The 22,624-nt window shown below is 59.4% G+C and carries 23 protein-coding genes and 1 pseudogene; 6 read left to right on the plus strand and 18 right to left on the minus strand.

Translation table 11 applies throughout. The annotated features are described in order from the left end of the window. Positions 1-213 precede the first annotated feature (213 nt). From AC58EF_RS07820 to AC58EF_RS07845, 6 genes are all read right to left on the minus strand, one after another. Positions 214-705: a nuclear transport factor 2 family protein gene (locus tag AC58EF_RS07820; protein WP_497275805.1), complete on the minus strand. Its 492-nt coding sequence runs from the start codon at positions 703-705 to the stop codon at positions 214-216. Positions 706-1,166: 461 nt separating this feature from the next. Then, positions 1,167-1,640 (minus strand): nuclear transport factor 2 family protein, encoded by a 474-nt coding sequence (locus AC58EF_RS07825; RefSeq protein WP_497275806.1) that lies wholly within the window; start codon positions 1,638-1,640, stop codon positions 1,167-1,169. 99 nt (positions 1,641-1,739) lie between these two features. Further along, positions 1,740-2,555, minus strand: a complete 816-nt coding sequence (locus tag AC58EF_RS07830) for a hypothetical protein (RefSeq protein WP_497275807.1) — start codon at positions 2,553-2,555, stop codon at positions 1,740-1,742. A gap of 72 nt (positions 2,556-2,627) precedes the next feature. Then, positions 2,628-4,727, minus strand: a complete 2,100-nt coding sequence (locus AC58EF_RS07835; protein ID WP_497275808.1) for a TonB-dependent receptor — start codon at positions 4,725-4,727, stop codon at positions 2,628-2,630. Positions 4,728-5,231: 504 nt separating this feature from the next. Further along, positions 5,232-6,440, minus strand: a complete 1,209-nt coding sequence (locus tag AC58EF_RS07840; protein ID WP_497275809.1) for an acetyl-CoA C-acetyltransferase — start codon at positions 6,438-6,440, stop codon at positions 5,232-5,234. Positions 6,441-6,471: 31 nt separating this feature from the next. Next, a complete protein-coding gene (locus tag AC58EF_RS07845) occupies positions 6,472-7,248 on the minus strand; it encodes an IclR family transcriptional regulator domain-containing protein (RefSeq protein WP_497275810.1) in 777 nt (258 codons plus the stop codon). Between the two features lie 70 nt (positions 7,249-7,318). Between AC58EF_RS07845 and AC58EF_RS07850 the strand changes: the two genes are divergently transcribed. Beyond that, entirely contained in the window at positions 7,319-8,038 is a 720-nt protein-coding gene (locus AC58EF_RS07850) for a CoA transferase subunit A (protein WP_497275811.1), read from the plus strand. Then, entirely contained in the window at positions 8,035-8,676 is a 642-nt protein-coding gene (locus tag AC58EF_RS07855) for a 3-oxoacid CoA-transferase subunit B (RefSeq protein ID WP_497275812.1), read from the plus strand. Before AC58EF_RS07850 ends, AC58EF_RS07855 begins: the two co-directional genes overlap by 4 nt. 223 nt (positions 8,677-8,899) lie before the next feature. On the opposite strand, the gene AC58EF_RS07860 is transcribed toward AC58EF_RS07855, so the two are convergent. From AC58EF_RS07860 to AC58EF_RS07885, 6 genes are all read right to left on the minus strand, one after another. Further along, complete coding sequence (locus AC58EF_RS07860; protein WP_497275813.1) at positions 8,900-9,487, minus strand: Isoquinoline 1-oxidoreductase subunit; 588 nt, start codon at positions 9,485-9,487, stop codon at positions 8,900-8,902. Between the two features lie 17 nt (positions 9,488-9,504). Next, positions 9,505-10,566 carry an XdhC family protein gene (locus AC58EF_RS07865; RefSeq protein ID WP_497275814.1) on the minus strand — a complete coding sequence of 354 codons (1,062 nt, stop codon included), beginning with the start codon at positions 10,564-10,566 and terminating at the stop codon, positions 9,505-9,507. Positions 10,567-10,582: 16 nt separating this feature from the next. Then, positions 10,583-12,730: a xanthine dehydrogenase family protein molybdopterin-binding subunit gene (locus tag AC58EF_RS07870; RefSeq protein WP_497275815.1), complete on the minus strand. Its 2,148-nt coding sequence runs from the start codon at positions 12,728-12,730 to the stop codon at positions 10,583-10,585. Positions 12,731-12,740: 10 nt separating this feature from the next. Beyond that, positions 12,741-13,214, minus strand: coding sequence for a (2Fe-2S)-binding protein (locus AC58EF_RS07875; RefSeq protein ID WP_497275816.1), 474 nt, complete (start codon positions 13,212-13,214; stop codon positions 12,741-12,743). 90 nt (positions 13,215-13,304) lie between these two features. Further along, complete coding sequence (locus AC58EF_RS07880) at positions 13,305-14,726, minus strand: ATP-binding protein (protein ID WP_497275817.1); 1,422 nt, start codon at positions 14,724-14,726, stop codon at positions 13,305-13,307. A 56-nt stretch (positions 14,727-14,782) separates the two neighbouring features. Beyond that, positions 14,783-15,493, minus strand: a complete 711-nt coding sequence (locus AC58EF_RS07885; protein WP_497275850.1) for a response regulator — start codon at positions 15,491-15,493, stop codon at positions 14,783-14,785. A 146-nt stretch (positions 15,494-15,639) separates the two neighbouring features. On the opposite strand from AC58EF_RS07885, the gene AC58EF_RS07890 reads away from it, so the two are divergent. After that, a complete protein-coding gene (locus tag AC58EF_RS07890; protein WP_497275818.1) occupies positions 15,640-16,209 on the plus strand; it encodes a DoxX family protein in 570 nt (189 codons plus the stop codon). A 145-nt stretch (positions 16,210-16,354) separates the two neighbouring features. Next, positions 16,355-17,227 (plus strand): alpha/beta fold hydrolase, encoded by an 873-nt coding sequence (locus AC58EF_RS07895; protein ID WP_497275819.1) that lies wholly within the window; start codon positions 16,355-16,357, stop codon positions 17,225-17,227. Between the two features lie 134 nt (positions 17,228-17,361). Here the strand turns inward: AC58EF_RS07895 and AC58EF_RS07900 are convergent, their stop codons facing one another. Continuing rightward, positions 17,362-17,535 carry a hypothetical protein gene (locus AC58EF_RS07900; protein WP_497275855.1) on the minus strand — a complete coding sequence of 58 codons (174 nt, stop codon included), beginning with the start codon at positions 17,533-17,535 and terminating at the stop codon, positions 17,362-17,364. Positions 17,536-17,668: 133 nt separating this feature from the next. Further along, positions 17,669-17,908 (minus strand): annotated as a pseudogene (locus tag AC58EF_RS07905) (HupE/UreJ family protein); the annotation flags it as partial. A 276-nt stretch (positions 17,909-18,184) separates the two neighbouring features. On the opposite strand from AC58EF_RS07905, the gene AC58EF_RS07910 reads away from it, so the two are divergent. Together AC58EF_RS07910 and AC58EF_RS07915 are read left to right on the plus strand one after the other, a co-directional pair. Next, positions 18,185-19,684: a 3-hydroxyacyl-CoA dehydrogenase gene (locus AC58EF_RS07910; protein ID WP_497275820.1), complete on the plus strand. Its 1,500-nt coding sequence runs from the start codon at positions 18,185-18,187 to the stop codon at positions 19,682-19,684. Continuing rightward, positions 19,681-20,466, plus strand: coding sequence for an enoyl-CoA hydratase-related protein (locus AC58EF_RS07915; protein WP_497275821.1), 786 nt, complete (start codon positions 19,681-19,683; stop codon positions 20,464-20,466). The genes AC58EF_RS07910 and AC58EF_RS07915 overlap by 4 nt, the downstream gene beginning before the upstream one ends. A gap of 27 nt (positions 20,467-20,493) precedes the next feature. On the opposite strand, the gene AC58EF_RS07920 is transcribed toward AC58EF_RS07915, so the two are convergent. The 4 genes from AC58EF_RS07920 to AC58EF_RS07935 all read right to left on the minus strand — a co-directional run bounded on the left by AC58EF_RS07920 (position 20,494) and on the right by AC58EF_RS07935 (position 22,393). Beyond that, the gene (locus tag AC58EF_RS07920; RefSeq protein WP_497275822.1) at positions 20,494-20,985 is read right to left on the minus strand and encodes a DUF6644 family protein; all 492 of its coding nucleotides are present in this window, start codon (positions 20,983-20,985) and stop codon (positions 20,494-20,496) included. Between the two features lie 25 nt (positions 20,986-21,010). Next, a complete protein-coding gene (locus AC58EF_RS07925) occupies positions 21,011-21,241 on the minus strand; it encodes a DUF6644 family protein (protein WP_497275823.1) in 231 nt (76 codons plus the stop codon). After that, positions 21,238-21,660, minus strand: a complete 423-nt coding sequence (locus AC58EF_RS07930; protein WP_497275851.1) for a DUF6644 family protein — start codon at positions 21,658-21,660, stop codon at positions 21,238-21,240. The genes AC58EF_RS07925 and AC58EF_RS07930 overlap by 4 nt, the downstream gene beginning before the upstream one ends. A gap of 148 nt (positions 21,661-21,808) precedes the next feature. Then, the gene (locus AC58EF_RS07935) at positions 21,809-22,393 is read right to left on the minus strand and encodes a carboxymuconolactone decarboxylase family protein (RefSeq protein ID WP_497275824.1); all 585 of its coding nucleotides are present in this window, start codon (positions 22,391-22,393) and stop codon (positions 21,809-21,811) included. Positions 22,394-22,624: the final 231 nt, after the last annotated feature.

Consider the following 22,624-nt stretch of genomic DNA (forward strand, 5'->3'; position numbering starts at 1 on the left):
ACACCCAGCATCCGACTGGCGCCGAAGGGATTCTTCCGTCCAACGGGACTCTAAACTGCCCGCCCCGTTTGCCATATGGCACAATCCCGCACAATTACGGGGGCACCCCCAACTACGGACGGATCGCCCAGACAACCGTGACGAGCCTGGCCCCGGTGCGTCGCACTGGGGCCAGGCGCCTAAGGCATTAGAGAATGTGAACGCCGATCGGTCCTAGAAGACGCCGTTGGAGTTCGCGGTCTTTTCGGGAATTTTCGCAACCGTCGCCCAATGTTCGACTACCTTACCTTTGTCCACACGGAAGATGTCCACGATTTGACTGCCCGGATTGTCCGGCGTGCGGAAAGCGTGAACATGGAGAATGACAAAATCGCCATCGACATAGGCACGCTGAATGTTATTGCGGGCCAATGGGAACGTCTCCTTTACATAGTTCACATATTCTTTGAATGCTTCCTTACCATCCTTCGCCGTGGGATTATGATTGGTATAGGTGTCGCCCATATATTTGGACGCCCCTTCATAATCCCTGCCGTTCAAAGCGGTAGTATAAAAGGCGATGACGATCGCCTTGTTCGCCTTTTCCTCAGGAGTTTCCGTCTCTGAACCCGGAGGAAAGTTCGTGGCCTCTGCTGCCATTGCGGTCGTCATTGCCGTAGCCGTCGCCAACATGGCCAGGCTTCCGAGAAGAAAAGCTTTGATCATTGGACCCCTCCTGATACGCCGAATCCGGCCTTGGGTGGTTAGTGCTATCACTATGAAAAGCTTTGCCTTCAAGGTCAATAGAATAGTCCATTAGGTTATTAAATCTGGTCCGGGCCGGCAGCTTTTCCCGCTGGAAAAGGCGCCATGATGGGATAAGGACCATATCGGCATCAAGCGGACCGCCAGGGCCGCCCCGCACGGGGATACCGGAGCCGCCAAGCTCCTCAATGGAGCACGCCTGCCGGTTCCCGTAAGCCGGGATAATGTTGCCTCGAGGATGCGAGACGATCTGCAAATGACCGCCGAGGTTGTCCACATGCTCAAACGGTCCGCACGCATAAAAATACGGAAAACAAAGAATAGTTAGAGCATGATCCACTTCAACCTGAACGGATCATGCTCTGGGATATTTTCCTGCGTTTTCCGAGTCAGCAGGTGATTCCATCTGCTTAGGAAACACTCTAAAACGGGCCATTATTATTGGCCGGCTTGTCGGGGAAAGTTCCTTTGACCGCCCAATGCTCTACGATCTTGCCCTGTTCAAGGCGGAAGATATCGATCAGGGGAGCACCCTTGGTTTTCGGGTCCAGTCGGGCGAAGACATGCAGGATCACGAAGTCGCCATCGACGAAAGCCCGCTTTATTTCATTATGCGATTCCGGATGCTCCTTGCGATACTCAACATATTTTCGAAAGGCGTCGATACCATCTTCGGCGGTGGGATTATGATTGACGTAACGGTCGCCAAAATATTTTGAGGCGGTCGCATAGTCTTTTGCGTTCATCGCTGCATTGTAGAAGCTGATGACGGCGGCTTTATTGGCTTTCTCGGCTGGAGTCTCGGAGGCATCATCGGGGCCTTGCGCGATCGCCGCTATAGTTATGGATGCCGCCGCAAGCATCGACAACCCGCCAATAATGATATTTTTCTTCATTATTCCTTACTCCAAACTTCATTCTCATCATATAATAAGCATAATCAATAAAATTATATTGTGAACCATTGGTCGGCTCGATTATGGGACGTAAACAGCTCATTTCTGCGGCGGACGCACCACAGCGCTGATGGCACGATAGCTATAACCCCGGTTGAGGTTCGGATGAAGATAGCGCCCCGCTTCATGTGGCGGCGACCCGGGTGGGCGCGGCGCAGGGCGGGCCTCCGTAATGGCCATGCCGACGGGCAGTTCCAATCGGTACAGAGCCGCGGTCTGGGTAGGCGGAACGGGGCCTTTGGCTTCAACCAGATGCAGGCGTTCCGCAGAAACGAAGCCTGGCCGAGTGAGCAAATCAACCATATGATGGGTGACATACCATTGTTCAAACTGCGCCTTCATCGCGTCCTGTGGGACGGTAAAAACGATATGAGCGTAACTCTGTTTCGGCTTCCTCCCCTGCGCCTCGACTTTCGGATCTGGCACAGTTCGTTTTTGTGGAGGACCGGCGATACGATAAGTATAGAGCACCGTCGCGGAGGCATTATACCCGGCGCAATGCGGTGCTGATGATGCGGAAAAATCGGTAAAGCCCTTCGCGGCTGCCGCGCCATTCCGAGCCTCTATCTCATAAATGGTCAGATATTGAGGCAGCTTGACTTCAACGCCAGGATACATTTGAGGATCGTTAAGTATGAACCGCTGGGCGTTAAGCAGACCTTTCATTTTGAGCATTGCCGGCAGTCGCCGTTCGCCGTCGCACTTTTCATATGCGGCGGCGCTGCCGGGGAGCGCATCGCTGAAGACCAGGAGGTCGAACTTCTCCGCGGCATACCCAGGGGCTCCGTGAACGGCTCCCCCTATAAGCACTATGCCACCCACACTCCACAGCCTGCGCCAAATGTCCCGTTTCATTGAAAGATTCCCATATTCTCCAAGACAGCAGTGCGGACAATGACGTCCGCGCTGCACTTGCCTTCGTCAAGATCAATATTTGAAGGTAAGACCAATTGTCCACATTCGTGGCGCCCCAGCCTGAACCACACTGACGCCGTTCGGATTGCCGCTAAATTCTTCCGGGCTGATGAAGGAAGTATTATAGGGATGATCGAACAGGTTGGTGACGTTGGCATAGAGGCGGAAATTGCGCCATTCAATACTCCCACCCAAATTGGTCAGGCGGTAGGGACGTGACTGCCAGCGGTTCACCGGATAGAAGAATTGCTCTCCATAGAAGTTGATGTCCCCTGTCAATCCCAGCCGGACTCCATCGCTGATCTCATGGCTCCAGTCTAGCCCGACCAGACCCTGATACCGTGGCGCCCACGGCACCTCCAGCCCCTTGAGATCGCGCTGCTGACCCGGATTATAGGGGTCGACGAAGATGGCGCCGCGGGACCATTGGGCACGGCCCATGCCGAAATTCGCGTTCAGCATCAGGTCGCGGGTCAGCGGCGCGGCCAGTTCCAGTTCGATACCATAGTTGGTGGACGGCCCCACATTGCGGATTACCGTCAGCGCCTGGCCCGAATTACTGGAAAGCTCGGTATTCTGATACAGGCGATCCTTGTAGCGGATATAATAGGTGGCCGCGTTGAAGCGGATGCCGCCCGGGAAGGTCGCCTTCAGGCCGAGTTCGTAGTTCCAGCTGGTTTCCGGATTATAGGTTCGCAGGATGTTGACCCCGTCATTGCCAGTCAACTCGAACACACCGCCCGGCGTAAAGCCCTTTGACACCGTGGCAAAGGCCATGACGTCGGGGTCGATATGATAAGATATCGATGCCTTGGGTAGAAAATAGTTCGCCTTCTGGCTGTTCGAGATATCTATGCGGGGATCGCGCATCTTGTTGCGTGACAAACCATAACGGGAACCCAGTTCGAAATTCCAATAGCCTGTTTTATAGGTCGCATTGGCGAAGATCGCATATTCCCTATTACGCAATTCCGTGTCGCTATAGCGATCGGCACGGCCGGGACGCATACTCACCGAATAATTGTCCGGATTCTGAGCCTGGAAGAAGCCTCCGACGATCCATTGAAACGCATCACTCCCAAGGCTGCCCAGGCGCAGTTCCTGGCTATATACTGAGCGCCGAGCCGTGGCCCGCGAGTGCGAGATGAAGGTCGGAAGTTTGTCGGTATCCGCAAGACGCGAATATTTCGCCTTGAAGGCGGAACTGATCGAAGTCAGCGCCAGCGAGTCGTTGAAACGATGCTCGATATTGAGAGAACCGGAATAGATATCCCGGTCAAACTTCGAAGCGAAGTCATTAAATACCAGATAGGATACGACATAGGGCGTCGGCGGGGTCTGGAACAGGTTGAAACGACCGGTACGCAACCAGTTGCCCGTCAGATAAGCGGTGACAGTGGTGTTCTCTCCGTCATGGGCCAGTGTCAACCTGGCCCCGTTCTCATGACCCTTGTCGGCATGAATGTTCAGGGTCGGGTTCCAAAGGAAGCCATCCGTTTCGGTGTGAAAGGCGGAAATGCGCGCATTGAGGCCGGGAAACACGGGACCGGAGATCGATCCACTAATATATTTCGTGTCCTTGTTGCCATATTCCACTGTAGCCTGCGCTTCCAACTGGTCGGTCGGGCGCTTGGTGATATATTTGATCGCGCCGCCGATGCTGCTGCCGCCATACAGTGTCCCCTGCGGGCCTTTCAGCACCTCGATACGCTCCAGGTCCGAAAATCGGGCAGTCTGCCCCTCAAATACCTGTACGTCGTTCACATAGAAGCCCACGCCGGGAACGAGACCAAACACGCCCACGCCGCGCATGGACACGTCCGGCGTGTTGTCCATCCGATTCCGAATGTTGAGGTTGGGTGAGAAGCGGCGCAAATCCTCGACCGCGACTACGCGCGATTTTTCCAGTCGCTCCGAACCCAACGCCTGGACCGACATCGGCACGTCCTGAATGCTTTCATCGCGTTTGCGCGCCGTAACAATGATATCGCTGTCGGCAATCTCATTATTGGTGGCTGGCTCGTTTTGCGCCTGGGCCGGACCCGCGCTCACTGCCAGGGCAAGCACCGCTGCGCCCAACGACAATTGGATATAAGTATGACGCACTTTCATGGTCTCCCCTCCTCCTCCTTATTTTTTTGCTTGCAGGATTCGGCGCCACGGTGAACGATGCCGCCTGCGCCTTGCCTGCACGCATTGTGAAGCGCCGGATGCCCTTATGGAATCATCTCCCGCTCCGATACAGATACAATGTACTAGACTTTTAGGTCAAGAAAATTTAGCGGGAATTTTAACGGTTCGGATATACTTCGATATATTCAGATACATAGCGCACGAAGACGCTCTTCGATAACGACTTTCTCTCGCTGACGGACGATTCCGGGAATCTTCGGGACGATGAGATCGGCTCAAAAAACCTCGTTCACTAGTCAATTTCTGATGAGCGCTGATGTGAAATGAGCCTATCTTAAACCGCGGATCGATTTCAGCCTCATGTGGCCCGCACCACAACGATTGGAAGAATTTCAAGTCCCAGCCCCGCCGCCCGGATCGCCGGGCGCGCGCATCAGTTGGATGCCCCTCCGGCGTCGACAGGTCCCTCCTCAAACAGCCTTTCTATCGCTCGAAAATCGCCGCCAATCCTTGACCTCCACCGATGCACATGGTCTCTAGGCCATAGCGCACGTCCCGCCGGCGCATTTCGTTCAACATCGTCGCGGCAATGCGGACACCCGTGACGCCAATGGGATGACCAAGCGAAATGCCCGATCCGTTGACGTTGAGCTTGTCATGTCGACCGTCGTCTTCCGCCCAGCCCCAGGCCTTGAGAACGGCCAGCACTTGCGGCGCGAAGGCTTCATTCAGTTCGATAAGGTCAATGTCGTCCCAGCCTAGACGCGTTCGGGCGAAGAGGCGCTCCACCGCCGGCACGGGTCCTATGCCCATCCGGGACGGGTCACATCCCGCCGCCGCCCAACCGACGAACCAGCCGGCCGGCTCGAGACCAAGTTCGGCCAAGCGGTCCTCTGCCACGACCAGGCAGGCAGCGGCAGCGTCATTCTGCTGACTGGCATTTCCCGCCGTGACGACGCCACCCTCGATCGGCCTCAACGCGCTCAACGTTTCGATGGACGCATCGGCGCGATAGCCCTCGTCATGGTCGAAAACCACCGGATCGCCATGCTTTGCGGGGATAGAGACGGGCACGATCTCATCGGCGAACCGGCCTTCCCGCCAGGCAGCAGCGGCCCGCTGGTGGGAACGGACGGCATAGGCATCCGACTGTTCCCGCGTGATGCCATAGTCGCGGGCAAGATTCTCCGCCGTCTCGATCATGCCCGAAATCACACCATATCGGTGAATCGGCTGGGACATGAGCCTGGCCCGTGTCAGGCGGTCATGCAGTTCGACGCTTCCCATGCGCGCGCCCTTTCGCAACGCCGTCGAATAATGCTCGACATTGGACATGCTCTCCGCACCGCCCGCCACGACGACATCCGCAGCGCCGGTTTGCACCATCATGGCAGCCTCGATGATCGCCTGCAGCCCCGAACCGCAGCGGCGGTCGAGCTGGAACCCCGGAACGCTTTGCGGCAAGTCCGCCGCAAGCCAGGACCAGCGCCCGATACTGGGTGCTTCCCCGCTCGGATAGCCATTGCCGAAGACGACATCGTCCACCCGCTCCGGGTCCACACCGCTGCGCTCGATCAACGCCTTCAATATGACCGCCCCCAAATCCCCTGCCGTGAGGGAGGAAAGGCCGCCACCAAACCTGCCGACTGCAGTGCGGATGGGGGAAACGATCGCTGCGCGGCGCAATGTCATGATGTCAAACTCCCGATGGAATGAGAAAGATTTATATAGCCCGCTCCAATTGCCCCGCCGCCGCACGCAACTCGGGCAGATAGGCGTCGAGCAAATGGTTCCGACTATGCGCATGGGAAAAGGTCGCGACATTGAGCGCGGCGACAACGCTCCCTTCCCGATCGCGCACGGGAACCGCAAGTGATCGCAATTCCGGCTCCAACTCTTCCTCGACCAGGCTCCAGCGCTGGTCGATCACAGCGCGCAGTGCGTCACGCAACAGGTCCCGATCGACGATCGTGCGCTCCGTGCGCCGCTCAAGCACAGCACCCGCCAGCCACGCCTGCCACTCCGCCTCCGGCCGTGCGGCAAGCAGGATTCGCCCCATCGACGTGCAGTGGCTGGGAAGCGTGCTGCCCACCATGAGGGGCGCGGCAATAATCTGGTTCCGTTCAGCGCGGGCGATGTAAATGATCCGCCCAGGATCGGCCGGATCGAGCATACCAACGGAAACGGTTTCCTGCAAACCATCGCGCAGCGCGTTGGCGACGGCCTGGCTGGCGCTCGCCAACGGCGTCGATGTGAGAAAACCGCAAGCCAGCGGCAACAGCCGGGGCGTCAGCGCAAAACGTCCGGAATCCTCGCTTACATAGCCGAGCAGGACCAGCGTATGCAGACACCGTCCCGCACTGGGTCGGCTAAGGCCGACGATCCGCGCGGCCTCGGCCACTGTGAGCGATCCCCGCCCCTCGAAGGCACGCAGAACCTCCAGCCCGCGGGCAAGCGAAAGCATGAAATTGGGATCGGACTTCTCGCTGTTCTCGGCCACTGATCTTGACTTTCAGGCTTCCATCGAATATCGTACTTATTGTCCGATTATCGGATAGATAGGATATTCGATGGCAAAATGCAAGGTTTTTCCCGACGCGGACAGCGCACTGTCCGGCTTCGCCTTCGACGGTATGACGATCATGTCGGGGGGCTTCGGCCTGTCGGGCAATCCCGAGCATCTGATTGCGGGCCTGCTGCGCAGCAGGGTCAAGGATCTGACGATCATTTCCAACAATTGCGGCGCGGACGGCTTCGGCCTGTGGACGCTGCTCAACAATGGCCAGATCCGAAAGATGATCTCCTCCTATATCGGAGAGAACAAGCTGTTCGCTGAACTCTATCTGGCCGGGAAACTGGAGCTGGAACTCAATCCGCAAGGCACATTGGCCGAACGCATCCGCGCGGGCGGCGCAGGCATTCCCGCCTTTTACACCAAAACGGGCGTCGGCACGGTCGTCGCGGAAGGCAAACCTGTGGAGAACTTCGAAGGATCGCTTTATGTGCGCGAGACATGGCTGCGCTCCGACTTGTCGATCGTGAAAGCCTGGAAGGCCGATTCCGAAGGGAATCTCGTCTATCGCAAGACGGCGCGAAACTTCAATCCAGACATGGCGACCGCGGGCAGGATCACCATTGCGGAGGTTGAGGAAATCGTACCAGCCGGGGCACTCGACCCCGATCATGTGCATACCCCCGGCATCTATGTGAACCGGATCGTCCAAGGGCCGTCCTATGAAAAAAGGATCGAATTCCGTACGACGAGGCCACGCCAAGCAGGGCAGGCATGACCATGTGGACGCGGGAGCAGATGGCGGCCGAGGCCGCGAGGGAATTGCAGGACGGCTATTATGTCAACCTGGGCATCGGCATACCCACGCTGGTGGCCAACTATGTCCCGGATGATATCGAAGTCGTTCTCCAGTCCGAAAACGGGATGCTGGGCATCGGTCCCTTTCCCTATGAGGACGAGGTCGATCCCGATCTGATCAATGCGGGCAAGCAGACAGTCACCGCGCTGCCGATATCCAGCTTCTTCAGCTCGGCGGACAGCTTCGCGATGATCCGCGGCGGGCACATCGATCTCGCTATCCTTGGGGCGATGGAGGTTGCCGGCAATGGCGACCTGGCAAACTGGACGGTGCCGGGCAAGATGATCAAGGGCATGGGGGGCGCCATGGATCTGGTCGCCGGCGTCAAGCGCGTCGTCGTCGTGATGAACCACAACGACAAGTCAGGAAATCCGAAGATCGTGCCCCAATGCACCCTTCCCCTGACCGGAACGGCCGTTGTCGACGCGATCGTCACGGACCTCGGCCGCTTCGACCTGGATCGCGTGAACGGCCGGCTGATCGTCCGGGAAATGGCGCAGGACGTGACAATCGAAATGGTGCAAGCGCATACGGGCATTCCTGTCGCCATGGCATAGAGCTCGGCATCCGGTGCGCCGGCGATATTGGGTGCCGTTGAAGCCCGATGCGATGATCGGGGATCGAACCGAGCCGGCTTGGAGCGATTGCCATTAGATCAATTCACCTCGTCATTGCTTCGCTGCGCTCGCAATGACGATTCAATCCAAAGTCATCTCGCTAAGTTTTTGGTTTGACGTATTTTCTAAGTCCTCGGGTAATTCCACCCGACTGGAAAATCCTCTAGGCCGGGCAAACAGCACCCGTTGCTACCCATTCGCGGACGAGCTGCCCGAATTCCTGATGGGAAACCGGCGGTTTCGACCTGGGCTTGCCGGAAAGATCGACGCCCGGATCCCATGCCCAGGCGACAAGCGGATCAGCGGCCATATGTTCGATCAACCGTTCTTGAGTCATGCCGCCCCGCTTCGGGTCGGTGAGCGACCGACATATTTCGCCCTTGCTCAGCCCTTCCCAGGCCATGCGAAGCGGTGCCAAGTGCCAGACGTCGTTGCCCGGCACGCCGGATGACGAGTTTTCCTTCTGATGGCAGGTCTGGCAGGGCAAGGCTGGCGTGCCGCTGTCATGCGGGCCACGGCGCACCAGCATGATATGGGGATGCCCATCGTCACCCTGGCGCGGGAAATCTGTCGAGGTATGGCAATTCATGCAGCGCGGATGCAGAAGCACGGTTGCGATGCGGTCGAAATATTGCAGCGAGCGTTGTTGGTCGACTGGCCGTGCCAAGGCCGGTTCGGACAGACGGGTCGGCGCCTCGCGTATCGCCGCGGTGCCGATCGCTGCGGTGGCGATCAGCGTCGAAACTGCCAAGGCAATGCTCGCAATTTTCATCGACCACCCCATCCGCTTGCTGGGCGCCCGGCAGCATGGGCAGCTCCATTCCGATTGTACGAAACTGGCCTCGCCGCTCTTTTCGGCTTGCCGGTCAACGCCCGCCCCTGCGGGAGCGGCGCTGATAGCAGATGATATTCCTCGACGATTTCCGAGAGGATCGAGATTGCGAGCGTGGCCGGATCGCGGGCGCCGGGAATGAGTCCGATCCGGCCGCGCAGCTTGGCCAGCATCGGCGCTGGCAGCCCGGCCGCCCGCAGTCGTTCCAGCCGTGCCGCGTGCGTCCGCCCGCTGCCAACCGCTCCCACATAGAAGCTGGGCAGGCCTAGCGCCTGTGGCAGCAACGCCTCTTCCCAGTCGCGATCGTGGAAGAGAAAGATGATCGCCGTCCAGGGGTCGGTCTGGATTTTCGGGAGCGTCATGCGCGATGGGAGGATAACGATATCTCCGTTCAGCGGCATCAATTCGTCCCGTGCCCGCGCGTCGGGTGACACAGCGACGACCTGAGCGCCAAATGCTTCGGCCAGGCGCGCGAAAGCGATGAGGTCATCCCCATGACCGACGGCGAGGATCCGCATCGGCGGGACATAATCGACGTCGATACTGCCGCTTTGTCGCTCACGGCCTACGCTATCCTTTGCCGCGGCGAAAATTTCTACTCCTCGCAAGGACAGACGCAATCCCGCTGCCACGCGGAGGTCGAGGCGAGCGAGCGCGAACGCGATGGCGTCGCGGTCGGGACGCGGGTTGAAGAGCAGGTCGATGCCTCCACCGCATGGCAGGCGAATATCGATATAGGGTGAATTCACGCCATAGCGAACGAGCCTCGCGCGACCGCTCGCAAGGACCTCGAATGCCTCCGCAACGATCGCCGCTTCGATGCAACCGCCCGAAAACGATCCCCGATAGCTGCCATCCTCGGCCACCGCCATCTGCGCCCCGATCGCTCGGGATGCGCTCCCTTCGATACCAGTCAGCGTCACCAGCACGGTTGCCAGGTCTTCGTCCGCCCGGGCGAGCAGGAAGCGCAGGATATCGATCGGCGTGCTTGCTATCATATCAGGGCTGCCCGTTTCAGGCATGTCCGCCTAACTCGTGCTTACGGAGCGGCAGCGACCTGATGCGCTGGCCCGTTGCGGCAAACAGGGCATTCATGACGGCGGGTCCGGCGACCACCACAGGCGGCTCCCCGACCCCGCCCCAGAAACCACCCGAAGGCATGACGATCGCTTCGACCGGCGGCATATCGCTCATGCGGACGATAGCGAAACTATCATAATTCCTCTCCTGGATCGCGCCGCGATCGACCGTGCATTCTCCAAACAGCGCGGCAGAGAGCCCGAATGCCATGCCGCCGTCCAACTGGCGCTCGATCAGCGCAGGATTGACGGCGGTGCCGCAATCGATGGCGCAGACCATTCTATGGATCTTCAGCGCACCGCCCGTGACCGAGACTTCGGCTGCAGCGGCAATATAGCTGTCCGTCACGAAAGCGCCGGCGATGCCGTGATGGCGACCCGACGGGGCTTTCGACCATCCAATGCGTTCTGCCGCGGCCTCGATCACGGCGAGCAGCTTGGGGTTCTGGCTGAGCAAGGAACGCCGAAAGTCGAGCGGGTCCCTGCCGGCCGCATGTGCCAGCTCGTCGATGAAGCTTTCGACATAGAAGATGTTCTGATTGGCGTGCACGGCACGCCATGCACCCGGCATGATCGGCGGGTTCCGCATCGCAAGGTCCACAAGCAGGTTCGGAATCGTATAGTTGAAACTATTTTTATTGAGGCCGTTGAGCATATGCGGATCGCCGTTGCCGTCGAGGCGCTTGGGAGCATGCACCGCGCGGATCGACTGGCCCGAGACACGGATGTGCAACGCGACAAGATTGCCGTCGCGATCAAGACCGCCGGTCTGTTTTGCCCGGGTGGTCGGATGATAAAGGTCGTGCGTCATATCCTCGGCACGGGACCAGATCATCTTGACGGGCGAGCCGGGCATTTGTCTGGCGATCAGCATGGCCAGACGGGCATATTCGGAATAGAGCCGCCGTCCGAAGCCGCCGCCCAGAAAGGTTGGATGAACTTCGCATTGTGCGGCCGGCAGCCCGCCGACTTCGGCAATGACGTTGAGGATGTCAGCCGCATTCTGCGTCGGCGCCCAGATTTCACAACGTTCAGGCGTCCAGATCGCGGTCGCGTTCATCGGCTCGAGCGGTGCATGTGCCTGGTAGGGAAAAGCATATTCCGCGGTGACTGTCTTCACCGCGCCGCTCAATCCCGCATCGACGCTGCCGACATGAAGGCCGGCATAGGGATTGTCGGTCTCCAACCCTTCATCGAGCATTTGTGCGATGCTCGCGCTCGAGACATCGGTATGCGGCCCCTCGTCCCAGACGATGGGCAACGCCGCTATCCCAGCCTCGGCCTGCCACCATTTATCGGCTATGACCGCTATGGTTCGGGGATCGATCTGCACGACCTTTCGCACGCCCGGCCGGGCACTGATCGCCTTGGCGTCGAAACTTTTGACCGTGCCACCGGCATTCGGACACATCCTGACCGCCGCGTTGAACATGCCCGGCCGATTGACGTCGATCCCGAACGCCGTCTGGCCGGTCGCCTTCGCGACGGCCTCCAGCCGAGGGAGCGGCTTGCCGATCAGCTTCCAGCTCTCAGGCTTCTTCAACTCCACCGCAGCGGGGGGCGTGATCCGGGATGCTGCCTCCGCCAGCTTGCCGAAGCTCGCCCTTCTCCCCGATTTCTGATGCACAACGAAGCCCTCGGTCGCCATGCACTCGATCGGATCGACCTTCCACCGAGCCGCGGCGGCCGATACCAGCATCTGACGAGCGGTCGCCCCGACCTGCCGCATGGTTTCATGAAGCTCACGGATCGAGCCGCTGCCGCCCGTCTGGAATTCACCGAAAACATTGCCTCGCGACAGGCTTACGCCGGGCAAGGCGAACTCCGTCCTGACTTTGGACCAGTCGCATTCCAGCTCTTCCGCCACCATTTGGGCAAGGCCCGTCATCGATCCCTGGCCCATTTCCGCACGCGAAATGCGGATGAGGACCGTTTCATCAGGATCAATCGTCAGCCACGCATTGATTTCCTCGGACGTCGCCGCCTCCGAAGCCGCGGGCGCGAGTTGGAAGCCAAGCGTAAGAGCGCCCAGCGTTGAGGACGCGGCGACAAGAAAATGCCGGCGGGAGAGTGGAACGGTCATTCTTCCACCCTCATTTCCCGCCGCCGGCCATGTTGCGCGCGGCGAGTTTGATCGCCTGCCTGATCTGGTTGTAGGTGCCGCAGCGGCACAGATTTCCCGACATCGCCTCGTCGATATCCTTGTCGGACGGGTCCGAGATCTTCGATAGCAGAGCGCAGGCCTGCATGATCTGTCCGGTCTGGCAGTAGCCGCATTGCGCGACATCGAGTTCAACCCATGCCTCCTGGACGGGATGAAGTTTGACGTCGGCCTGGCCCAAGCCTTCGATCGTTGTGACGGCTGTCCCCGCGACATCGCCGATCGGCGTTATGCAGGAGCGCCTGGCCTGGCCATCGACATGAACCGTGCAACAGCCGCAAAGGGCAGCGCCGCACCCATATTTGGCGCCGGTAAGGCCGAAATCCTCGCGCAGAACCCAGAGCAAAGGCGCGCTGGGATCACCGTCGAACTGGCGACGTTTACCGTTGATCGTAATTTCGAGCATCCCGCCTTCGTTCCTTGGGCTAACGCCCGTTTTCTAGGTCACACTCGTCGCAGAATTTCGCCAGAAATTGGGCAAATTGTATCAAATGTGTCAAGCGGCCCTAACTCCGCCACTATTTGCGCGAGGCTCGATGATTGTCGGCAAGTGAAGGGTCGCACGCAGCCCTCTGCTGCGATTGCACAAGACGACGTCGCCACCATGATTGCGGGCCACCAGCCGAGCGATCGAAAGCCCAAGGCCGATCCCGCCAGTTGCCGCGTTGCGCGACTCTTCCAGTCGAACGAAGGGCAGGAAGACGCGCTCCATCTCCGTGGCCGGAATTCCGGGACCATCGTCCTGGACGATGATGTCCACACCCTGATATGAACTGGCGACGGCGACTTCGGCGCGACCGCCATATCGAACGGCATTTTCGACAAGGTTGCGAATGGCACGACGCAAAGCCGATGGCCTGCAGCGATAGGGAATGACGGCGCTTTCCGTGAAGCGCACATCCCGCCCAAGTTCGGAGAGATCGTCGCAGATACTGTCGACCAGAGCAGCGACGTCCACTGGCCGTGTCGGCTCGTCGGCCAGTTGGTCCTGCGTAAATTCGAGCGCCGCTTCGGTAATTGCCTGCATTTCATCGACGGTGTTCAGCAACCGTGCCCGGATCTCCTCGTCTGCCACCATTTCGCTGCGCAGCCGCATCGTCGTGATCGGCGTTCGCAGATCATGGCCGATCGCAGCAAGCATCCGCGCCCGGTCCGCCAGAACACGGGTCAGCCGCTCCTGCATCTGGTTGAAAGCCACGGCGGTGCGGCAAATCTCATCGGGGCCTTCTTCAGGAATATCGATATGTTGCTCACCGCGCCCCAGCGCCTCGGCAGCCAACGTCAGCCGCCGCATCGGCCGAGCGATACGACGCGCGAGAAGGGCCGCCAGGATGGACAGGACGATCGCCGTGATCGCCAGCGAGACGGTCGACGGCGAAAGCCAGATGAAATTCTTGGGCGGCTTGGCATAGGCCGCGTTCAGCCACATGCCGTTCGGCAGCTTGACCACCAACCCCGCGCCATGATTATCGTCGAGCACGACATGCTGCGCCCTTACGGTCGGTGAGAGCGTCTTGAGTTCAATGGGTCGCCAATATGCATTCGCAATCGGTGTCGTCGACCGGAGCGTCCGGCTGACGGTAGCCCCCCAGGGTCGGTTGCCGCTTCCCCCCGTTCCCCAGGGGCTGGCCCGTCGGATTTCAGCACTGGCCGTCCCATCGAGCGGCAGATGCAGTCGCCTCCACGCATCGCGGCTCCAATCGTCAAGGCTGCCGGGCGGGCTTGGACTGAGCCAGAAGCGCGAATAGTTGGTCCCCATCGCCGCGAGAACCGCTTTCTGATAGGCGACCGGCGTCGTTTCGATCATCTGAACGGCGGTAGCGGATCGCACGATAAATTCCTCAAGCGCGATCTCACGCAGTTCCTGCGCGCGCTCATCGGCCGTCACAAGGAAGCCGATACTTTGGGCAAGCAGCATGATTGGCAGCATGAAGCATATGATCTGAGCCGCGAGGCTTCCTGGCCAGAACCTCCTCATAGCGCTTCGACCTCGGCCGTGAAACAATAGCCCCCGCCCCAATGGGTCTTGATCAATTCGGGATTCCGCGGATCTCGCTCGACCTTTCTTCGAAGTCTGCTGATCTGGTTGTCGATACTGCGGTCGAAGACGTCTCCAACGCGTCCGATCGTAAGATCGAGCAGTTGATCCCTGGTCAGAACGACCTGCGGATGATCCAGGAAGACCTTGAGAAGGCGATACTCAGCGGTGCTCAACGGCGTTGCGAGATCCACATCATCGAGCAGTTCGCGCTTGGCGAGATCCAAGATCCAATGAGCGAAGCGCAGGCGCCGTCCCCTTGGGACCTTCTGTTTCGGCGGCAGGCTGTGGGTGCGCCGTAGAACCGCCCTGATTCGGGCAAGAAGTTCACGGGGGTTGAACGGTTTTGCGACATAGTCGTCCGCCCCCACCTCCAATCCGATGATGCGGTCAACGTCGGTCGAGACTGCGGTCAACAGGATGACCGGGATATCCGTTGTTTCACGCAGATTTCGACAAAGCGACAGGCCATCTTCGCCCGGCATCATGATATCCAGGACGATGATATCCGGGGCAGTAATCTGCAACAAGGCGCGAAGGTCGGACGCATCCTGCGCGGTCGTTACCCGATAGCCGCTATTGCTCAGAAATGCGCTGAGCAGATCCCGGATCTCCGGGTGATCATCTACAATCGCTACGTGCTGCATCATTGGGCCAATATCGGTCAAACTCGCCAATGATACCATGTGCTAAACATGGAATGGGCATATTTTTATATCCAGTTCCACCAAAAGCAGGTGATCGCCGATGGCTCCCAAGCTGTGGGCCATCCTCCGACCCAAATCGTGCAGCCATGAGCCCGGCCGGTCATGGAGCGTTCCATACTCCCGCCGGACGCTTGAAAAACCTAATAACATGGTATAACGAGTTATTGTCGTTATCCCGCTATCCGAACATCTTGCTTGAGGCGGTTCATACGGTAAAGAGCGAAGGGAGCAATATGATTTCCATCTCTCCAGACCAAGTCCTGCTCAGCCCATTCGTCAGAATTTTCGCGCGGATATTGGCGACCTTCACCTTCTGGATAAGCGGTATCACCAAATTATTCTGGTGGCAGTCGGGCGTCGGGATCATGAGCCACTTCAATCTCAATCCGCCGGCGATCTTCAATGCCGCCACCATCGCCACGCAGCTTATCGGAACGGCCCTGATCATATGGGGGCGGCGTGCCTGGGTAGGCGCGGGGATGCTCATCGTCTTCATCGCCCTCACCATTCCCATCGCCCAGCCCTTTTGGGAGATGGAAGGGCGCGCACGTCATTCATCCCTGATGGTCGTTTACGAGCATCTCACCGTCATGGGAGGATTACTCGCGATCGCGATAGTACGGGCCTTTGAAGCGGAGCGCCGGAACCATGCATGAAACGGCGCGTAATGAACCGTCGGCGAAGGCGGAAGGTGAAACAAGGATGACAGGGACGGAAAAGCCCCGAAATCCGGCACGGCGCGAGGTCATGGGTCTGACGGGGATGGCATTGCTTTCTCTGCCTCTTTTCGGGGAGCGTGCCATGGCACAATCTTCCTGCCCGAACAGCCCAAGCGACATCGACGACTATGTCGTTCCGGTCCCGGTCCCACCCCAGGTCGCGATGACTGACGGCTATGTCGATGTACCCCAGGGCCGACTCTATTATTGGGACACCGGCGGCGGAGGCGCGCCGCTGTTGCTTGCGCATCCCGCGACGGGCAATGCGCGGAGTTGGCTCTATCAACAGCCCGTGTTCGCGGCGGCCGGCTATCGCGTCATCGCCTGGTCCAGGCGCGGCCATAGCCCAAGCGAAGGACAGGATATTCGCGGGCCTGTGGGCGTGGCCGATATCGACCTTCTGCTCAAGGCGCTGAAGATCGATCGATTCCATGGGATAGGCTCTGCGGGAGGCGCCGGCGCGCTGCTCGACTATACCATCGCGCGCCCCGGGCGCGTGCGCACATTGACGGTCTCGTGCAGCCTCGCCAATCTCGCCGATCCGGAATATTTCGCGCTAAGCGACAGCCTGCGCCCTGATCCCTTCGATCATTTGCCTGCCGAAGTGCGAGAACTTGGTCCCAGCTATCGCGCAGCCAATCCAGCGGGCGTGGCGAGATGGGTGGCATTGCAGAAGATCGCCCGCACGGCGACGCTTGCGCCGCCCCGGGCACCAGGACGGCCGAACGGCCCCCAGACTCAATGGAGCGACATTGAAGCGCTGAAACTCCCCATTTTATGGATGACCGGCGATGCCGATCTGTATACGCCCCCTCCCCTGCTGCGCGAATTTCACCGGCGAACGCCGGGCAGCGAATTTGCGGTAATCCGAGGGTCCGGTCACAGCGCCTATTGGGAGCAGCCCAACGCATTCAATGCCAGGGTCCTGGATTTCATCCGCAGACGCGGCGGTTAGGGCAATGCGCGAAAACGGCTGATCAGCATGTTTCGTCGACCATCGACAATACCCCGGCAACTGCCACGGCTTCGATGTACCTGACAAGCAGGGCCGCCCCGTTTGACAAGATCGCCCATATCATGGCCACAGGCTTACCGGATCGGAGTGGCTTTGAGGCCGGCTTCATTGCCGGCTTGTCCGCCAGGCACAAGGTCGTAAAAGTCTGAAAGCCGGAGATGTACTCTGACCGGCTTTCCGTACTGGTTCTGGAAAAACCAGCCATGAACGCCCTCGAACGGCGCGACCAGCACGCCCTGGTCGCGCAACCCCGTCGCCTTGCGATATAGACCACGGACAGGCCGATGGCAGCATCGACCAGCGCGACATTCGCGCTCCCCCCCCAAGGACGCCCGCGAGAAGAGTGATGCTGTGCCCGGCAGAGAAGAGGGAAACATAGAGCAATATGTCGCGAAAGCGGCGTAGAAAGAAAATCACCCCTGCGAGGAAAAGTAGATGATCATAACCCGCGAACATATGTTTTGCGCCAAGATATAGAAATATCGTGGGCGCCGGGCCGCGAGCGGCGGCCACAAACGCCGCGTCGCGCCCCTCTATCGCATGGGCCAGCGCTTCTCCTCCCAATGGCAGGAGGGCGATCAGGCAGGCAAGGCACAGATATTGTCCCGTCGATCTACGCATATAGCGCCCTTTTAGCCCGTTCGCCCCTGATTGCCTTCGACCTCACCGGATTGCCGCGGGAGTGCTAGTCCGTACCATCATGATCGTGGCCGAGCGGTCATGATGGTACGGACCAACCGGGCCGAAGTCTTCTCCATCAACGCAGTCGGGACATATTGCATATCTGGAATATGCCGGCTGGCTTGCAATTTATAAAGTCCAATATAATAGGTTTTTATTAATTTGTGCGTCGCGACGCCCTTCGGACAATCGGTAGGCTTTGGAGATCGTATTCAAATGACGAATGAGATAGGGGTCATCGGCGCCGGGTCGATGGGATGCGGAATCGCGCTGGCCGCCCTGCTGGCCGGCGAACAGGTCTTGCTCTATGATGCAGCGCCGGACACGGCTGCCCGTGCATTGGAATATTGCCGGAAAAGGCTTGCCCAACGGGCGGAACGCGGCAAGCTTGCCCAATCGGACGTCGACGCCTGCATCGGGCGGCTGCGATCTGTCGACAGCCTTGCGGCGCTAAGCCACGTCGGTCTCATTATTGAGGCCATCGTCGAAAATATCGACATCAAGGCCGATGTGTTGCGCGAAATGGAGGGGTATCTGGCGACTGACGCGATCATCACCTCCAACACCTCGTCGATCTCGATCACCGCGCTCGGCGCACGCCTGCGCCGACCGGAGCGTTTCGCCGGATTTCACTTTTTCAATCCGGCCGATACCATGGCCCTGGTGGAAGTCATACGGGGCGCCGCGACCAGCCCCTCCGTCATCGAGCATCTTGGCGCGCTGGCGACAGGTTGGGGCAAGACCGCCGTTTTCTGTGCCTCCACGCCGGGGTTCATCGTCAACCGGGTCGCCCGGCCCTTTTACGGCGAAGCCCTGCGCCTCCTGGAAGAGAAGGCATGTGCGCCGGAAACGATCGACGCGCTGCTTCGGGAAAGCGGCGGCTTTCGCATGGGTCCGCTGGAGCTGACGGACCTGATCGGCCAGGACGTCAATTTCGCGGTCACGCGCTCGCTGCATGAAGGCTTCTTTCAGGATCCCCGCTACAAACCCTCGCTTCTCCAGCAGGAGCTGGTGCTAGCAGGGCATTTGGGCCGCAAGTCCGGACGGGGCTTTTACGACTATACCGGTGCGGCGGAGCCATCGCTTCCCCTGAATGAACCACTCGCCCCTCGCCCCGCTCATATCGATGTGGAGGGCGATCCGGGCGCGCTGGGTCCGCTGGTGGCATTGGCCCGCGATGCGGGAATCCCCATTCGGGAAAAGCGGGGCGCTGGTCGGCTTCGCGTGGGATCGACGGCGATCGCCTTGACAGATGGCCGCACCGCCACGGAACGGAGCCTGGTCGAAGGTCCCGTGGCGCTGATCGATCTGGCGCTTGATTATCGAACGGCGGGTCGCATCGGCCTCGCCCTGCCGGATGGCGACGCCGATGCGCGAGTGACCGCGAGCGGCTTCCTGCAAGCGCTTGGCAAACAGGTTTCAGTCGTGGCCGATATTGCGGGCATGGTGGTGATGCGCACAGTGTCCATGCTGGTCAACGAAGCCGAGGAATTGGTGCTGCAGGGCATCGCCGGAGCCGCAGATACCGACCTCGCCATAATCAAAGGGGTGAACTATCCGATCGGCCCCCTGGCTTGGGGAGAACGAATCGGGGCGCGTCAGATCGTCGGCGTGCTGGACGCGCTGGCCAGCCATTATCCCGAAGGCCGTTATCGCGCCTCCGCCGCTCTGCGCCGCCGCGCGGCTGTGGCCGAACGAATGGCGGCCGCCGCATGAGCGCGCAAACGGAAGCGGTGATCGAGCTGAGCCGGCCGCTGGACAGGATCGCCCTCATCACGATCAATCGGCCCGAACGGCTGAACGCGCTGAACCTGGAGGTCAAACGGGGCATAGAAGATCTGATCCGCTCGCTCGATCAGGAGAAGGAGGTACGCGCGATCATCCTTACCGGCGCAGGCCGCGCCTTCGCCGCAGGCACCGATATAGCTGAAATGGCCAATCTGTCGCCTGTGGATCATAATCTGTTGAAAACCGACGGGGTATTCCAGGCGGCGCGCGACTGTTCGAAGCCGCTTATCGCGGCCGTCGAAGGCTTTGCCTTGGGCGGCGGGTGCGAACTCGCGCTTGCCTGCGACCTTATCGTCGCGGGGCGCGATGCGAAATTTGGTCAACCGGAAATTCGTGTCGGCATCATGCCCGGCGCGGGCGGCGCGCAGCTATTGCTCAGAACGATAGGCAAGTATCGCGCCATGAAGATGGTGCTGACGGGGGAGCATGTGTCTGCGGAAGATGCGTTCATCATGGGGTTCGTTTCGCAAATCGTCGAACCGGGCAACGCCCTGGAGACATCGCTACAGCTCGGCGCGACAATAGCGACCATGCCACCCTTGTCGGTCATGGCGATCAAGGAAGCGATGAAGCTGGGTCAAGACATGCCGTTGTCCAGCGCCCTGCAGCTCGAACGCAAGGCCTTCCAGATATTGTTCGCCAGCGAAGATCAGTCCGAGGGCATGACGGCATTCCTGCAGAAGCGCGATCCCGCCTATCAAGGCCGCTGAAGCGGGGCGCGGTCGACTTCGTCCCGTTCAGACGAAACCGATCCAGCGCCCCAGGAATACCACGCAGATCCAGAAAGTGAGGGAGAGCATACCAGCCACACGAGCGCTCGGCGGCGTGGGCAACGTGCGGTCCCATTCATGAACGGTTCGATATATGGTCGAATGAAAGATCATCATGTTGACACCCGCCGCGACCAGGAGAAGCAGTTTCACGCGGAAAGGTATGTTATCAACATAGTTGGTAGCGGCCGAACAGAACATCAACAGGCCGCTCAACCCAGCCACCGTAAAGCTCACCCATGTCCAAGGCAGCACTTCCGCCGCCAGTTCCATCACGCCCCGATCCCGTCCGACCCGCCCGATCAGGCGTAGGTCAAGGATGGCGATAGAGCCGACGACGAGCGTGAGCGCACAGACGTGAACCACCTCGATCGCCGGAAACATCCACGGGGATTCAGCGATGGCGACCGCGAAAGGTCGCGCCTCAATCCAGGAAAAAAAGTCCATGATGCCCACCACGCGCTCTCCGATATTCTGGCGTCAATTATTCGTAAGCAATCCACCGGCCGCAAAAGATGATGGCAAACCAAAGCAGCAGCGACAGTAGTGCCAATAGGCGGACGATTTGCCGTTTTGCGGGTGGCAGATCCCGGAACGGTCGATCTTCCAACAGGTGTTGAAGCGGTATCGTCAGCAGGATAACCACCACCAGGATCGTCATCTTGTACCAGAAATAGCTGCTTTCCAGTTCGCGTTCCGGTTCACCGATGATCATGATGGCGCCGGTGACGAGAAGAATCGGCAGAGCGCCCCANGTCGATCTTCCAACAGGTGTTGAAGCGGTATCGTCAGCAGGATAACCACCACCAGGATCGTCATCTTGTACCAGAAATAGCTGCTTTCCAGTTCGCGTTCCGGTTCACCGATGATCATGATGGCGCCGGTGACGAGAAGAATCGGCAGAGCGCCCCAGACCCAGGGAAAGAAGCGCCGCGCCGTCAGCCTGACCGACTGGTCGCGCCCGATCAGACCCGCGAGCCGCAGGTGAAGCATCGCCATGGACGTCAACACGGCCGCAATGGCACAAATATGGATGCTCTGTACTGTCGGGATCACCCAACTATGGTCGGCGATCGCCGTACTAAGCGGCGTCGACGCGATCCAAAGGGCGAACTCACTCTGCCCGCTCATCATCCACTCCTTTTTTGCACCGACCTTGACCCGTCGCCCGACCAGCAATGCTGGGCGCGGCTCCCCTTTCGAGGCCTTACTAAAACCTAGTATATAATGTTTTATGCATTGACAAGCGGGATTGCCACATGAGGCACAGGCTGTGGCGCGCCTAATCGGGAATAGCGAAAAATTCGCCCGGAACGGGCGCACAGGCGGTATTCAGCATCATCGCGAGCATTGCATAATAGCCGCAAATACCGACCAGATCGACGACGCCACGCTCCCCCCACAAGGCGAGAAGCGCATCATAAGCGGCGTCCGATACGAAATGCTGCCGGTGCAGGGCGGACACAAAAGCATAGACGGCTCTTTCATCCTCCGCTGCGGCCACTGGCTCCTCTCCTGCTTTGAGCGCGACGAGCGCCCCCCTGGAAACGCCCGCCGCAAGGGCAAGCGGCGCGTGGACATGCCATTCGAACGGCTGATCCCATATGCGTGCCGTTACGATGATGGCCCATTCGCGCAGCCGTTCGGGCACCGAGCAGCGATAGCGCAAAAACTCCCCGAGTCGCTGCGTGCGATCCATGAGTTCCGGACTGCGAATCATCGGTATAAACGGCCCGCGAAGCTGACCGCGCGGACTCGCGATGACAGCCGCGGCGGCGGCCTTCTGTTCCTCGTCATAGCTTGCAGGATCAAGCCTGCCCAATCGCTCCGCCCCCAGACGAATGTCCAATTCCGGAAGATCCACCATGGTGCCTCCTTGACCTGATGCGGTGCCCACCAAGGCCATCCATAAAGCCTAGAAAGATAGGCGTAAAGAGCCCATGGCGCGGTCAGCGACCGTCACATTCATATACCATAGCCGTGAAGAAATTATGCATGAAACCGCCTTCAGCTATAAATTTAAAACCTAGACTATTGTATCAAAACCGGATAGCGGGGTGCATGATATACCCGCCAAATATGGCCAGGCCCGATATGC

The sequence above is a fragment of the Sphingobium sp. WR1 genome, from assembly GCF_059693745.1.

Coding starts and splice junctions, on each gene's coding strand:
- AC58EF_RS07820 (WP_497275805.1), bottom strand. CDS start 705: ATGATCAAAGCTTTTCTTCTCGGAAGCCTGGCCATGTTGGCGACGGCT.
- AC58EF_RS07825 (WP_497275806.1), bottom strand. CDS start 1,640: ATGAAGAAAAATATCATTATTGGCGGGTTGTCGATGCTTGCGGCGGCA.
- AC58EF_RS07830 (WP_497275807.1), bottom strand. CDS start 2,555: ATGAAACGGGACATTTGGCGCAGGCTGTGGAGTGTGGGTGGCATAGTG.
- AC58EF_RS07835 (WP_497275808.1), bottom strand. CDS start 4,727: ATGAAAGTGCGTCATACTTATATCCAATTGTCGTTGGGCGCAGCGGTG.
- AC58EF_RS07840 (WP_497275809.1), bottom strand. CDS start 6,440: ATGACATTGCGCCGCGCAGCGATCGTTTCCCCCATCCGCACTGCAGTC.
- AC58EF_RS07850 (WP_497275811.1), top strand. CDS start 7,319: ATGGCAAAATGCAAGGTTTTTCCCGACGCGGACAGCGCACTGTCCGGC.
- AC58EF_RS07855 (WP_497275812.1), top strand. CDS start 8,035: ATGACCATGTGGACGCGGGAGCAGATGGCGGCCGAGGCCGCGAGGGAA.
- AC58EF_RS07865 (WP_497275814.1), bottom strand. CDS start 10,566: ATGATAGCAAGCACGCCGATCGATATCCTGCGCTTCCTGCTCGCCCGG.
- AC58EF_RS07870 (WP_497275815.1), bottom strand. CDS start 12,730: ATGACCGTTCCACTCTCCCGCCGGCATTTTCTTGTCGCCGCGTCCTCA.
- AC58EF_RS07875 (WP_497275816.1), bottom strand. CDS start 13,214: ATGCTCGAAATTACGATCAACGGTAAACGTCGCCAGTTCGACGGTGAT.
- AC58EF_RS07880 (WP_497275817.1), bottom strand. CDS start 14,726: ATGCTGCTTGCCCAAAGTATCGGCTTCCTTGTGACGGCCGATGAGCGC.
- AC58EF_RS07885 (WP_497275850.1), bottom strand. CDS start 15,493: ATGCAGCACGTAGCGATTGTAGATGATCACCCGGAGATCCGGGATCTG.
- AC58EF_RS07890 (WP_497275818.1), top strand. CDS start 15,640: ATGAGCCCGGCCGGTCATGGAGCGTTCCATACTCCCGCCGGACGCTTG.
- AC58EF_RS07895 (WP_497275819.1), top strand. CDS start 16,355: ATGGCACAATCTTCCTGCCCGAACAGCCCAAGCGACATCGACGACTAT.
- AC58EF_RS07910 (WP_497275820.1), top strand. CDS start 18,185: ATGACGAATGAGATAGGGGTCATCGGCGCCGGGTCGATGGGATGCGGA.
- AC58EF_RS07915 (WP_497275821.1), top strand. CDS start 19,681: ATGAGCGCGCAAACGGAAGCGGTGATCGAGCTGAGCCGGCCGCTGGAC.
- AC58EF_RS07925 (WP_497275823.1), bottom strand. CDS start 21,241: ATGATCATCGGTGAACCGGAACGCGAACTGGAAAGCAGCTATTTCTGG.
- AC58EF_RS07935 (WP_497275824.1), bottom strand. CDS start 22,393: ATGGTGGATCTTCCGGAATTGGACATTCGTCTGGGGGCGGAGCGATTG.